The sequence below is a fragment of the Aliivibrio wodanis genome (assembly GCF_052920805.1).
The window spans coordinates 398,039-412,076 of record NZ_JBREXA010000002.1 but is presented as its reverse complement, the minus strand read 5'-3'; the positions used below and the strand labels follow the sequence as shown (position 1 = coordinate 412,076).

General features: G+C 38.9%; 10 protein-coding genes. 2 read left to right on the top strand and 8 right to left on the bottom strand.

The genetic code is table 11. The features are described from left to right. Positions 1 to 72: 72 nt before the first annotated feature. From ACU5DF_RS09800 to ACU5DF_RS09775, 6 genes are all read right to left on the bottom strand, one after another. Positions 73 to 2,184, bottom strand: a complete 2,112-nt coding sequence (locus ACU5DF_RS09800) for a methyl-accepting chemotaxis protein (RefSeq protein ID WP_446712715.1) — start codon at positions 2,182 to 2,184, stop codon at positions 73 to 75. A 272-nt stretch (positions 2,185 to 2,456) separates the two neighbouring features. Further along, positions 2,457 to 3,452 (bottom strand): murein tripeptide/oligopeptide ABC transporter ATP binding protein OppF, encoded by a 996-nt coding sequence (oppF, locus tag ACU5DF_RS09795; protein ID WP_045102375.1) that lies wholly within the window; start codon positions 3,450 to 3,452, stop codon positions 2,457 to 2,459. Beyond that, a complete protein-coding gene (locus ACU5DF_RS09790; protein ID WP_446712714.1) occupies positions 3,452 to 4,417 on the bottom strand; it encodes an ABC transporter ATP-binding protein in 966 nt (321 codons plus the stop codon). Before ACU5DF_RS09790 ends, oppF begins: the two co-directional genes overlap by 1 nt. Before the next feature lie 50 nt (positions 4,418 to 4,467). Beyond that, positions 4,468 to 5,370, bottom strand: coding sequence for an oligopeptide ABC transporter permease OppC (oppC, locus tag ACU5DF_RS09785; RefSeq protein ID WP_045102377.1), 903 nt, complete (start codon positions 5,368 to 5,370; stop codon positions 4,468 to 4,470). A 14-nt stretch (positions 5,371 to 5,384) separates the two neighbouring features. Then, positions 5,385 to 6,305 (bottom strand): oligopeptide ABC transporter permease OppB, encoded by a 921-nt coding sequence (gene oppB, locus ACU5DF_RS09780; RefSeq protein ID WP_045102378.1) that lies wholly within the window; start codon positions 6,303 to 6,305, stop codon positions 5,385 to 5,387. A 105-nt stretch (positions 6,306 to 6,410) separates the two neighbouring features. Next, on the bottom strand, positions 6,411 to 8,075 hold the full coding sequence (locus tag ACU5DF_RS09775) for an ABC transporter substrate-binding protein (protein WP_446712713.1): 1,665 nt from the start codon (positions 8,073 to 8,075) through the stop codon (positions 6,411 to 6,413). Between the two features lie 613 nt (positions 8,076 to 8,688). Between ACU5DF_RS09775 and ACU5DF_RS09770 the strand changes: the two genes are divergently transcribed. Next, on the top strand, positions 8,689 to 11,226 hold the full coding sequence (locus ACU5DF_RS09770; RefSeq protein WP_446712712.1) for a glycosyl hydrolase family 18 protein: 2,538 nt from the start codon (positions 8,689 to 8,691) through the stop codon (positions 11,224 to 11,226). Positions 11,227 to 11,314: 88 nt separating this feature from the next. Here the strand turns inward: ACU5DF_RS09770 and ACU5DF_RS09765 are convergent, their stop codons facing one another. Both ACU5DF_RS09765 and cysS read right to left on the bottom strand, forming a co-directional pair. Continuing rightward, entirely contained in the window at positions 11,315 to 11,893 is a 579-nt protein-coding gene (locus tag ACU5DF_RS09765) for a thymidine kinase (protein WP_045102381.1), read from the bottom strand. Positions 11,894 to 11,982: 89 nt separating this feature from the next. After that, the gene (cysS, locus tag ACU5DF_RS09760) at positions 11,983 to 13,371 is read right to left on the bottom strand and encodes a cysteine--tRNA ligase (protein WP_446712711.1); all 1,389 of its coding nucleotides are present in this window, start codon (positions 13,369 to 13,371) and stop codon (positions 11,983 to 11,985) included. A gap of 148 nt (positions 13,372 to 13,519) precedes the next feature. Here cysS and ACU5DF_RS09755 point away from each other — a divergent pair, with 148 nt between their 5' ends. Next, positions 13,520 to 14,017, top strand: a complete 498-nt coding sequence (locus ACU5DF_RS09755; protein ID WP_045102383.1) for a peptidylprolyl isomerase — start codon at positions 13,520 to 13,522, stop codon at positions 14,015 to 14,017. Positions 14,018 to 14,038: the final 21 nt, after the last annotated feature.

The window sequence follows — 14,038 nt, the reverse complement described above, 5'->3', positions numbered from 1 at the left end:
ATTGATTTACCTACTAAATAAAAAACGCCCACAGATATAAATCTATGGGCGTTTTTATTATCTTAAAAACTCTTAAACTTTAAACTGTGACATCAGCTCTTTTTGCTGCGTAGATAAAGAAGACAGTTCTAAACCTACCTCTTCACCTAAGTTCGCTTGCTCTAGCATCTTCTGGCTTGTATCTCTGATATTGCTGACACTTTGATTTACTTCATTAGACACCGCTTGTTGCTCTTCTGCGGCTCTCACAATTTGCATGTTCATATCTTGTATCGTTACCACTGCATCACTAATTTGCTGTAGGCTCTCTACTGATAATTTAATGGTTGAAGCACCCTCTAATCCAATTGTATTACCTTCTTTGATAGCTGAAACGACTGATTTAGTTCCTGATTGTAACTGCTCTATAACCGTGCGGATCTCATCAACAGAATCACCAGTACGACTCGCAAGCTGACGAACTTCATCAGCAACAACTGCAAATCCTCGCCCTTGCTCTCCCGCTCTAGCCGCTTCAATCGCTGCATTCAGTGCTAATAAATTTGTTTGCTCTGAAATACCCTCAATAACCGATAATATCGTCGTAATATTAATACTATTACTTTCTAATTCTTGAGCTACTGGAACGGCTTTTTCCATGTTAGAGACTAAAGATTGGATCACCGACTCGGTCGTTAGTATTAACTCTTTTCCTTGGTTTGATGCAGATTCTGCTTGTTTAGCCGCATCGGCTGCCAATGTAGAATGATCAACAACTAAACTTGCTGTTTGAGTTAACTCCTCCACAGCAGTAGCAACCATATCCACTTCTTTAAATTGAATATCGCTCCCTTCTTTAGACTCACTTGCAATAACACTAGATCGCGCGGCCACATTAGACAATTCATCGCTACTTTGAGCGACATCTTTAATTGTAAATTGCAGTTTTTCTAAGAAAGCATTAAACCAATGCGCTAATTGCCCTACTTCATCTTTACTTTGTATGACAAGACGCTGGGTTAAGTCACCTTCACCAGAAGCGATATCTTTTAAACGTTCCGCGACAACTGAAATAGGTTTTACAATCTGTCTAGTTGCAAACCATAAAGCCGTCAGAACTAAAAAGGTCAATCCTAAGCCAGCACCAACCTGCATGAATAAGAATTCATTTCCATTCTCAATCAGTACACTTTCTAGTTCATCAACCTCAGTAAAGACCGAAGTACGGTCAACTTCAATGATAATCCCCCAATATTCAGTTTTTAATTTAATGGGAACAAACACAAATAACTTGTCTTGATTGTCAGACCACAATAACTGTGCCTTATCTTGATTTAGCCACGTAGGCAAAACCGATAACGCCGAGTGTAATGACGCTAATGAGTCACCAAAAGAAATATTTTTTTGATCGGAAAGAATAATATTACCTTTTCGATTCACTACATAGATTGCCCCATTACCCTCAAAAATGGCCTTATCAGCCTCATCAACTAAATAAGATAGGCGATCAATATCAAGATCAATACCGAGAATACCAACAGTTTCATCTTCTGTAATTAGTGGTAGCGTAATCGAGGTAATTAGTTTTCTTACCCCGTTTCCTTCATAATAAAAAGGATCAACAATACATAATCGATTTTCCGTTAAGCTACATGTAAACCAATAATTTCCGTCACCATTTAACTCTTTTTCTGTAAAAATACGTTTTTTAGCTTCATTATTTGAAGACTTAAACCAATAAGGTGCAAAACGACCAACCTCATTTGAACTCACATATTCTGCATTATGATAATTAAAATCTTCGCCATCTAAACTATCTTGCTTATAGACACTATATGTCCCATAGATATTTTCATATTTTTCAACAGGCCTTTTTAGCATGTCACTTAGAGACTGACGTAAATCACTACTGTCCATAAAAGTATCTTCAGCGCTCTGTCTGAAAAATAATGCACTTTCAGTCAGCATTTCAGCTCTATATATCGCCTCATCTAAATATTTTTGGATTTGTTTAGATTGGTTTTTGGCTTCAGAGATTAATCGAGCTTGAGTTTGATGAATAACAGAATCCGACATTTTCTTTTGCACAACAGCTTGGTTATCAAGTGAAGAAAAAATAGAAAAGCCAATCAATGATGAGGTTAAAAGAAAAAGACCAATAGCAGCTGCTAAAGTAATTTTCCATTGAAGAGAAAGTGACTGCATATAATATCCTTCTAATATGAGCTCAGTTATAATTATTTTAGTCAAAAGCTATTTAATTATGATTAAATTAATATCGGCTAGATTTAAAATAAATTTAACTTTTTATAAACATTAAAGCGAATTTATTAACCAAAAATAATTACCACTTGTTTTAGATACAAAAAAAGCGCGATATAAATAACTATCGCGCTTAAGCCTGTCACAGGCTGAATACTTCTAAGTCTGATAAAAGTACCATCATAAATAATCCTATTATGATGGTCTTTAAAGTATTAAATATCTGTTACTGCCAAACAAGAAACAGCATGTACATCTGTTCCTTTTAGCTCTGGTCTTGTTTCTGCACACGCATCAGTTGCTTGTGGGCAACGTGTACGGAATACACAACCAGATGGTGGATTAATAGGAGAAGGTAGATCACCTTCTAGCATATCAATCACTTTTGCTCTTTCAAGTTTTGGATCTGGAATTGGAACGGCTGACATTAGCGCTTTAGTGTATGGGTGCTTAGGTTCACTAAACAACGCATCGGATTCACCTAACTCAACTTCGTTGCCTAAGTACATTACCAATACACGATCAGAAATGTGTTTTACTACTGATAAATCGTGAGCAATAAACACCAAACTTAAACCCAGTTCTTTTTGTAACTCTTTAAGTAGGTTAACTACTTGAGCTTGAATCGAAACATCGAGTGCAGATACCGGCTCATCACAAATAATCATCTTCGGCTTTAGAATAAGCGCACGAGCAATACCTATACGCTGACACTGGCCACCAGAGAATTCATGCGGGTAACGGTTAATAACGTTAGGTAATAAGCCCACCTTTGTCATCATTTCTTTAACTTTATCTTTTACTTCATCTTTTGTAAGCTTTGGATAAAACGTTTGTAATGGTTCAGCAATGATATCACCAACCGTCATACGTGGGTTTAGTGAAGCTAATGGATCTTGGAAGATCATCTGAATTTCTTTACGTTTTTGACGCAAAGGCTCATCTTCCAGCTTAGTAAGATCTTGACCTAGCCAAACTACTTCACCTTCTGTTGCTTCTACCAAACCAATAATGGCACGTGCAAATGTTGATTTACCACAACCTGATTCACCTACAACACCCAGTGTTTCACCTTCATATAAACGAACGTTAACACCATCTACAGCTTTCAAATTTGCAGGTTTAGCCCAAGGCCATACTGATTTTGATGGAATGCTAAAGTGAACTTTTAGGTTCTTTATATCTAGTATTAATTTTTTATCTGCTGACATTACCACGTCTCCTGATCAGAAAAACAAGCACGTAATCGACCGTCTGCAAATGGTTGCAGGATCGGAGCTTCTTGCTTACAACGGTCCATTACACGATGGCAACGCTCTTGATAAGGGCAGCCTGTAGGTAAACGAAGTAAATTTGGTGGGTTACCAGGGATAGTTGGTAAAATCTCACCTTCTTGATCTAATCGAGGAATCGCTTTTAGTAGGCCTTCGGCATATGGGTGGCTTGGCTCATAGAAAATTTCATTCACTGAACCATATTCCATGGTACGACCTGCGTACATAACCAATACTTTGTCACACGAGCCTGCAACCACACCCAAATCATGAGTAATCATAATGATAGCGGTGTTAAACTCACTTTTTAGTTCATTCAATAATTGCATGATTTGCGCTTGAATAGTTACATCCAACGCCGTTGTTGGTTCATCAGCAATCAATAGTTTTGGGCGACATAATAATGCCATCGCAATCATTACACGTTGACGCATACCACCTGAAAACTCATGTGGGTACATAGTAATACGCTTACGAGCTTCAGGAATTTTAACAGCTTCTAGCATGCGAACTGATTCTTCAAATGCTTCCGATTTACCCATACCTTTATGCAACATTAATACTTCCATTAACTGATCGCTAACTTTCATATATGGGTTAAGTGACGTCATTGGATCTTGGAAAATCATCGCCATTTGCTCAGCACGAATGCTGTTTAACTCTTTTTCTGGAAGGTTTAAAACTTCTTTACCTTCAAATTTTGCGCTGCCAGTAATAATACCGTTTTTAGCCAATAGTCCCATCAAGGCAAATACAGTCTGTGATTTACCAGAACCTGATTCGCCTACGATACCCAATGTCTCACCTTGTTGTAGTGAGAAGTTTAAGTCATTTACTGCGGTTACATTGCCATCTTGAGTTGTAAATTCTACACGCAGATCTTTTACATCTAATAAACTCATAATTCTTTCCTGCTCAAATTTGTTTAATAACTAACTGTCCATACAGAGGGTTATCTGTCTTTTGGATCCAGCGCATCACGTAAACCATCACCTACATAGTTAAAGCAGAATAAGGTAACAACCATAAATAAAGCGGGGAAAGTTAACTGCCAAATCGCAACTTCCATTGTTTGAGCGCCTTCTTGAAGCAAAGCACCCCAACTGGTCATTGGTTCTTGAACACCAAGACCTAGGAAAGATAGGAAAGATTCCGTTAAGATCATACTTGGAATTAGTAGTGTAGAGTAAACTGCAACAATACCTAATACGTTTGGAACGATATGGCGAGTGATGATACCCCACTTGCTCACACCACAAACGTGGGCTGCTTCGATAAATTCTTTACTACGTAGACTTAGTGTTTGTCCACGTACAATACGAGCCATATCTAGCCAAGCAATCGCTCCGATAGCGACGAAGATAAGTACAATATTACGGCCAAAGAAAGTCACTAGTACAATTACTAGGAACATAAATGGAACCGCATAAAGGATCTCAATAAAACGCATCATTATTCTGTCAACTTTGCCGCCAACAAAACCTGATGTTGCACCATAAAGTGTACCAATAAGTACCGCAACTAATGCGCCTAAGATACCTACCATTAATGAGATACGGCCACCAACAAGAGTACGAACAAATAAGTCACGACCTAAGCTATCCGTACCGAAAAGGTGAGCAGCACTTGGTGCCTCATGCAATGCATACCAATCCGTATCATCATAAGCATACTGACTGAACATTGGTAAAAAGATAACAGCTAATGTCATTACCGTAAGTACACAAAGGCTGATCATTGCTGCTTTGTTTCTCATGAAACGTAGGCGAGCATCCTGCCATAAACTACGACCTTCGATCTCAAGATTTTCAGAGAAAGCTTCGATCGCTTCTAAATTTTCTTTTTTAGTTAACATACGTCCGTCCCCTATTAAAAACGAATTTTCGGGTCAATTACAGCTAGTAATACATCAACAATTGCGTTGAATAAGATAAATAGGAAACCAATTAAAATGGTAACTCCCATTACTAACGAATAATCGCGGTTGAAAGCTGCGTTTACGAATAGCTTACCAATGCCAGGCAAACCAAAAATAGTTTCGATAACAACAGAACCGGTGATAATACCTACGAATGCAGGACCCATATAAGAAACAACAGGCAGCATTGCTGGTTTTAACGCATGTTTTAGAACGATGTAGCGGTAGCTCAAGCCTTTTGCACGAGCAGTACGGATGAAGTTACTGTTAAGAGTTTCAATCATGCTACCACGAGTAATACGAGCAAAGGTTGCAACGTAAAGGAATGACATACCCAAGATTGGTAAGAACATGTATTTGAATGAACCATCATGCCAGCCACCTGCGGGAAACCAACCAAGTTCAATGGAGAATAAATAAATAAGGGCTGGTGCCAACACAAAGGATGGCATTACCACCCCAACCATGGCGGTGGACATGATACTGTAGTCGAGCCAGGTGTTTTGCCTCAAGGCGGCTAACGTACCAATCGATACCCCAAGTACAACCGTAAAGATAAAGGCAAAGAAACCTACTTTTGCAGAAACAGGCAGTGCCGCTTCAACAAGTTCGTTAACTGTGTAATCTTGGTATTTGAATGAAGGACCAAAATCACCTTGAAGAATATTGCCAAGGTAAGTGGTGTATTGCTCAAATACAGGCTTATCTAAACCGTATTTTGCATTGATGTTCGCCATAACTTCTGGTGGAAGTGGGCGTTCAGTAGAGAATGGGTTACCAGGTGCAAATCTCATTAAGAAAAAAGAGATTGTGATCAATACCAACATAGTTGGGATTGCTTCAAGTATCCGTTTGATAATGAATTGAAACATAATTCACTCTTCCAGTCTGTGACAAAAAATAAAATAAAGATGGATCTAGCCACTACACGCTATCCTGCGTGTAGTGGCTTTTTTTATAGTTTTATTTGCTAATGATTACTTAGCTTTGATATATAGGTCTTTCGAGTAGATTTTCTCTTCCGCATTTTCAGATGGGAAGCCACCTACTTGTGGAGAGAGTAGACGTGAACGAACATACTGATAGATAGGTGCGATAGGCATATCTTTTGCAAGAAGCTGTTCAGCTTGCATGTAGATAGCGGTGCGCTCTTCTTCAGAAGTTGATTTCAGTGCTTTCTCGATAAGTGCATCATATTCAGCGCTTAGGTAGTGCTTACCACCTGTCGTATTCTTACTAACCATTAATGTTAGGAAAGAAGACGCTTCATTGTAATCGCCACACCAACCAGCACGAGCAACTTCAAACTCACCTTGATCTTTAGAATCTAGGTAGGTTTTCCACTCTTGGTTTTCAAGAGCAACTTCTAGCCCAAGTGTCTTTTTCCACATAGAACCTGCTGCAACAGCAATTTTCTTGTGGTTTTCAGAGGTATTGTATAGAAGCGTAAACTTAAGTGGGTTTTCAGGACCAAAACCAGCTTCTGTTAGTAGACGTTTTGCTTCTGCATTACGCTCTTCTTGCGTCATTTTACCGTAAGCTGGAAGCTCAGGGTTAAAGCCCGCTGTAATTTCAGGTGTTAGGAAGTAAGCCGGTTTTTGACCTTGACCTAAGATAGCACCAGATACGATATCACGATCGATTGCGTAAGAAATTGCCTTACGTACTCGAACATCATCAAATGGTTTCTTTTGAGTATTGAATGAGTAGTAATAAGTACACAAGCTGCCTTCAACAGACACTGACTCTGGGTGCTCTTTCTTTAGGCGCTTAAAGTGCTCTGTTGGCAACGTAGAAGTAAAGCTGATTTCACCTGATAGGAAACGGTTCATTTCAGCAACTGGGTTTTCAATTGGTAAATACGTCACTTTATCAAGCTTAGTATTTGCATTATCCCAGTACTGTTCATTACGAACTAACTCTAGACGCTCATTCACAACCCAGCTATTTACAACAAATGCGCCGTTACCAACAAAGTTACCTGGTTTAGTCCATTTGTCGCCGAATTTCTCAACGGTTGCTTGATGTACAGGCTTCACAGTTGTGTGACCCATCATCATTACAAAGTATGGTACTGCTGTATCAAGTTGAATTTCTAGTGTGTGTGCATCAACCGCTTTAACACCTAGCTCACTCTTGTCTTTTTTACCAGAAATAATGTCTTTTGCATTTACCATCTTAGTATATTCCATATACCAAGAATATGGCGATGCCGTTACTGGATCTACAGCACGTTGGAAGCTGTATACGAAATCATCCGCAGTCACAGGATCGCCATTTGACCACTTAGCGTCTTTACGCAAGTGGAAAATGAATTTTTTGTTGTCTGTTGTTTCCCAGCTTTCTGCGACACCAGGAATCGTATTGCCGTCAGCATCTTGGTTTACAAGACCTTCGACTAAATCACGAATTACATGAGACTCTGGCACACCTTGAGATTTGTGAGGGTCAAGAGTAGCAACTTCAGTACCATTCCCACGAGTCAATTCTTGAACATCGGCATAAGTAGTTTCAGTTGATACTGCTTTTTCAGCAGGTTTTGTTTCTTTAACTGGTTGTTCTGCGGTTTTATCGCCACAGCCAGCTAGTGTTAGTGACAGGCCACCAAGCAAGATTGCTTGTGTAATTTTATTCTTATACATGCATTAACTCCAATACATTTTATTTAGCATCCATGACACTCTTCGGGCATAACGACTTGCCAATCATAAACCTTCTAAAAAACGTTAAATCCGTCTGAAAAAAGATAAATCCTTCGAAGAATTGTGGGCAAGATTAGCAACCATTGAAGTAATTTGCCACATTTTTGTCACAAAACATGTGATAATTTTTAAAACTATCACGTTTTACAGCATAAGTGACCACATTATAGCCAGCGCCCATTCTTTACATACAAAAAACTATGCGAATATAAAATTACAAATTATCACAACAAAAAACATTCAAAAAAAGAGGAAAGTAGTATCAAATGAAAATAATCAGAGTAATCAATATAAAACATACCAACCAGAACAATTAATTTGAATCGTAAATAATTAGCAGCGTATACAGCTTTGTCGTGCAATACGAGAAAAGTGTATTTTAGAAGCACTCTTCATATTTTCTAAGCCGTTTCATTTATACATAACATTTATTTTAGTCTGCTGCCAAAGTTACTAGCCCCCCTGGAATTTTATAAATATTAGGCGAATATATAATAATGCTGAATATTTCAGCAGCAATCCATTTTGGGTTTATTTATCAAGGATGTTATTTATGTTTAAAAAGAAACTGGGGTTTTGCTCCGCAGCAATCACTCTTGCCCTTTCTGCTCCAACTTATGCAGCTATACCTGGTCAAGCGATTATTTCTTGGATGGAAACTGATTTTGCTATCATTGAGGTTGATCAAGCTGCGACATCTTATAAAAGTCTAGTTACAGTAAAAGAGTTCGCAGAAGTTCCTGTCACTTGGGATCGTTGGTCAGGCGAGCCAGCTGAAAAATGGCGTGTTTTATTAAATGATGTTGTAGTTCATGAAGAAACAATATCTGCTACAGCATCTCAGAAAGCCTCTACCATCTTAGAAGTTCGCCAAGGCGGTCAATATGAAATGACTGTACAGTTATGTAATGGCTCAGGGGCTTCTGAAGAGTGTTCAATAAGTGCAGCAAAATCTATTGTTGTAGCTGATACCGACGGCAGTCACTTAGATCCACTACCAATGAATGTTGATCCAGCAAATGGCAATTACACAATTCCTGTAGGAATGGTTTCTGGTGCTTATTTTGTTGAATGGGGTGTGTATGGTCGTAAATTTGCCGTTGATCAGATCCCTGCACAAAATTTAACTCACATTCTTTACGGCTTCGTTCCTATTTGTGGTCCAAACCCTTCTTTAGGCGAAATTGAAAATGGTAACAGTCTAGCTGCCCTTAATCGCGCTTGTGCTGGAACTCCAGATTATGAAGTGGTTATTCATGACCCGTGGGCTGCAATTCAAATGCCACAACCTCAATCTGGTCATGCTCACAGTACTCCTTATAAAGGTACTTATGGTCAAATGATGGCACTCAAACAACGCTATCCAGATCTAAAGATTGTCCCATCAATTGGCGGCTGGACGTTATCTGACCCTTTCTATGACTTCGTTGATAAACCAAAACGAGACATTTTCGTTGCTTCTGTTAAGAAATTCCTTAAAACGTGGAAATTTTATGATGGTGTAGATATTGATTGGGAGTTCCCTGGTGGTGACGGCGCAAGTGCAACAGGTGGTGATCCTGTTAATGATGGCCCTGCTTATGTTGCTTTGATGCAAGAACTACGAGCAATGCTTGATGAATTAAGCGCTGAAACGGGAAAAACCTATGAGTTAACATCAGCAATAGGTGCTGGTTATGACAAAATTGAAGATGTTGACTATGCTGCGGCATCGCAATACATGGATTATATTTTTGCCATGACATACGATTTCTTCGGCGGTTGGAATAACGTCGTTGGCCATCAAACTGCATTAAATTGTGGTTCACACATGTCTCAAGGTGAGTGTGATGGTACTGGTCTTGATGATAAAGGCGAACCTCGTAAAGGCCCTGCTTATACAATCACTAATGCGATTGACTTATTACTTGCTCAAGGTGTTGATGCTAAAAAACTCGTGGTTGGTGCTGCTATGTATGCGCGTGGTTGGACTGGTGTTACTCGTGAAAGTATGACTGACCCAGCCAACCCAATGACAGGTATTGGTAACGGTAAAGTTGCAGGTTCGTGGGAAGCTGGTGTTATCGATTATAAAGATGTAGTAACTCGCTATGAGAATAAAGCAGGCGTTGAAGTGGGCTATGATGAAATAGCTCAAGCCGCTTATGCTTATGATCCAAGCAATGGTGATCTTGTTACTTACGATAATAAAAAATCAGTATTAGCTAAAGGTGAATACGTTCGTTCATTGGGCTTAGGTGGTTTATTTGCATGGGAAATCGATGCAGATAATGGTGATATTCTTAATGCTATGCAAGAAGGTCTTGCTGGCGACGGTACAGTTACGCCTCCTGCAAACAAAAAACCTGTTGCTAACGCTGGCGTAGATGTTTCAGTTATTGCGCCTACACCTGTACAGCTTGACGCTTCATTATCATCCGACAGTGATGGCTCTATTGTTTCTTATGTATGGACACAAACTTCTGGACCGAGTGTTACATTAATTGGTGCAGATTCAGTCAACTCAAGCTTTACTACTGATACTTTTACTCAATCTGAAACGCTTCAATTCACACTAACCGTCACTGATGATAAAGGTGCAACAGCATCTGACTCAGTCGCGGTATCAGTAACTGTTGAAGGTACAGAACCTGTAAATACACCACCAGTAGCCATAATTGTTGCTCCTACATCAGTAAACCAAGGAGATGTAGTTACATTAGATGCCTCTTCTTCTGCTGATGCAGATAGTGATCCTCTAACGTTTACGTGGGCTGTTCCATCAGGAATAGATGCGACTGTTGTAGGATCTAAAGTAACCTTTATTGCTGGTTCTTATACGGTAGATACTCCATTATCATTCTCAGTAACAGCGAATGATGGTCAAGCATCAAATACAGCAACAGTGAGTATTACTGTATTAAAAGATGCTGGAGAACCACCTGTCACTTGTGATAATGCATGGGATGCATCTGCAATCTATAACGGTGGAGACCAAGTTTCACAAGCAGGTAAAGTATGGGAAGCAAAATGGTGGACAAAAGGAGATACACCATCGAAATCTGGTGAATGGGGTGTATGGAAAGAAGTAGGTATTTCTACTTGTAATTAATCCTCTTAATTAACAATAAAAAAGACCAAGTTCATTCATCTGAGCTTGGTCTTTCTTTTCAAAACAATAGAAATTACTTTAGTAAACTTTACTTACCTAACGCTTCTTTGTAATGCAAACGGCAAACTGAAACATACAATTCATTACCACCAATAGCGACTTGATCCCCATCAGCAATAGCAACACCATGCTCGTCAGTACGAATAACCATATTCGCTTTACGGCCACAATGACAGATGGTTTTTAGTTCTACCAACTTATCTGCCCATGATAATAAGTATTTACTGCCTTCAAACAACTCACCTAGGAAGTCTGTTCTTAAACCATAACATAATGCTGGAATATTTAATTTATCGACAACTTCTGTCAATTGATAAACTTGCTCTTTTGTTAAGAACTGACATTCATCAATCAATACACAGTGCAATTTCTTTTTTTCATGAAGCGTTTTAATTGCTTCAAATAAATCCATGTCTTTATTGAATAAGTGTGCATCAGCATCTAAACCGATACGTGAACTAACCTTCCCCACTCCGTAACGATCATCGATCGCTGCTGTAAAGATCGCAGGATTCATACCACGCTCTTGATAATTAAAAGATGATTGAAGAAGTGTTGTTGATTTACCCGCATTCATTGCTGAGTAATAAAAGTACATTTGAGCCACAAATGTGTCCTCTATTAAAATTGAAAAAGTTATAAATTTGGCAATAAAAAAGGCTGGAAAACCAGCCCCTTTTATATAATTACTTAAGGTTACTTACGACGCCATGTCGTCCCTTCTGGTCCATCTTCTAAAACAATATTTAATGCTGCAATCGCATCACGAGCAGCATCAGCAGCTGCCCAATCTTTTGCAGCACGAGCATCGTTACGTGCTTTAATTAATGCTTCAATTTCAGCAACTTCATCATCACTGCCATTATCACCTTGTAAGAAAGCTTCAGGATCTTGTGATAATAAACCTAACACATCGGCTAACTCGCGCATTAATGCACCCAATTTAGAAGCAGCTTCTAAATTTTCTGTTTTTAGACGGTTCACTTCACGAGCCATTTCAAATAGTACTGAATAAGCTTCAGGTGTATTGAAATCATCATTCATTGCCGTAGAGAAGCGAGTCACAAACTCTCCACCACCAGCAGGGGTAACAGTAGAATCAAGTCCACGTAAAGAAGTATATAGACGTTCTAATGAAGCACGAGCTTGATTCAGGTTGTCTTCACTGTAATTTAATTGACTACGGTAATGACCAGACATTAAGAAGTAACGCACAGTTTCTGAATCGTAATGTTCTAATACATCACGGATAGTAAAAAAGTTTCCTAGTGACTTAGACATTTTTTCACGATCAACCATTACCATCCCACTATGCATCCAAGTATTTACGTACTTAGAGTCATGCGCACAGCATGATTGAGCAATTTCATTTTCATGATGTGGGAACATAAGATCTGAGCCACCGCCATGGATATCAAAATGATTGCCTAAAATAGAAGAGTTCATCGCTGAACATTCGATATGCCAACCAGGACGACCAGGGCCCCATGGAGATCCCCAAGTTGGCTCACCCGGCTTAGACATTTTCCAAAGCACAAAATCCATACCGCTGCGTTTTACACTTGTTTCTTCAAGAGTAACACGAGAACCTGCTTGTAGTTGGTCAAGGTCTTGACGAGAAAGACGACCGTATTCATCAAATTTTTTCACTTCAAACATCACATCACCATTTGATGCAACATAAGCAAAACCACGTTCAATCAAACGTTCAACTAACTCAACAATTTCAGTGATGTATTCTGTTGCTCTTGGTTCAACATCTGGGCGTTTCATATTTAATGCGTCGAAATCTTTATGCATATCTGCAATTAGACGTTCTGTTAACTCATCACAGCTTTCACCATTCTCAGCAGCACGCTTAATAATTTTATCGTCAATATCTGTAATGTTACGAACAAAAGTAAGGTCGTAACCTAAAAAACGTAAATAACGAGAAATCACATCAAAAGAGACAAACGTTCGACCATGACCAATGTGACACAAGTCGTAAATGGTAACCCCACACACATACATACCGATTTTTCCTTCGGTAATTGGTTTGAATTCTTCTTTTTGTCGTGTTAGTGAGTTATATATTTTCAACATGCTCTTTTTTTACTCATTATTTGTTTAAAGGATATATAAAGGCTATTAAACCTATATTAAGTAATGATAGCAAGAAAATTCCCTGTAGATCCGCGTTAATCTTAGGTAAAATCAAATTCTATTTAAATACAATTACAAAGGTAATTTCATGATCATCCTTCATACCTCTTTTGGTGACATCACAGTTAAACTTCACGAAGACAAAGCACCAGCTACTTGTGCTAACTTCCTACAATACTGTCAAGAAGGTTTCTACGACAACACACTTTTTCACCGTGTAATTGATGGCTTTATGGTTCAAGGCGGTGGCATGACTGCTGGTCTTGAAGAGAAAACAAGCCGTGCAACAATCAAGAATGAAGCAAACAATGGCCTAAGCAACAAAGTAGGTACATTAGCAATGGCTCGTACTATGGAACCGCATTCTGCAAGTTCTCAATTCTTCATCAATGTAAACGACAACAAATTCCTAGATTTTAAATCTGAATCTATGGATGGTTGGGGTTACTGTGTATTTGCTGAAGTTGTTGAAGGCATGGACGTAGTAAACAAAATCAAAGCGGTTGCTACTGGTAATTACGGTTACGTACACCAAGATGTTCCTGTTGAAGAAGTATTCATCACTGGTACTACAATTACAGAGTAACCTGTACTTTGCTAGCTCTAG

Coding starts and splice junctions, on each gene's coding strand:
- oppF (WP_045102375.1), bottom strand. CDS start 3,452: ATGTCAGCAGATAAAAAATTAATACTAGATATAAAGAACCTAAAAGTT.
- ACU5DF_RS09755 (WP_045102383.1), top strand. CDS start 13,520: ATGATCATCCTTCATACCTCTTTTGGTGACATCACAGTTAAACTTCAC.
- ACU5DF_RS09800 (WP_446712715.1), bottom strand. CDS start 2,184: ATGCAGTCACTTTCTCTTCAATGGAAAATTACTTTAGCAGCTGCTATT.
- ACU5DF_RS09790 (WP_446712714.1), bottom strand. CDS start 4,417: ATGAGTTTATTAGATGTAAAAGATCTGCGTGTAGAATTTACAACTCAA.
- ACU5DF_RS09775 (WP_446712713.1), bottom strand. CDS start 8,075: ATGTATAAGAATAAAATTACACAAGCAATCTTGCTTGGTGGCCTGTCA.
- cysS (WP_446712711.1), bottom strand. CDS start 13,371: ATGTTGAAAATATATAACTCACTAACACGACAAAAAGAAGAATTCAAA.
- ACU5DF_RS09770 (WP_446712712.1), top strand. CDS start 8,689: ATGTTTAAAAAGAAACTGGGGTTTTGCTCCGCAGCAATCACTCTTGCC.
- oppC (WP_045102377.1), bottom strand. CDS start 5,370: ATGTTAACTAAAAAAGAAAATTTAGAAGCGATCGAAGCTTTCTCTGAA.
- oppB (WP_045102378.1), bottom strand. CDS start 6,305: ATGTTTCAATTCATTATCAAACGGATACTTGAAGCAATCCCAACTATG.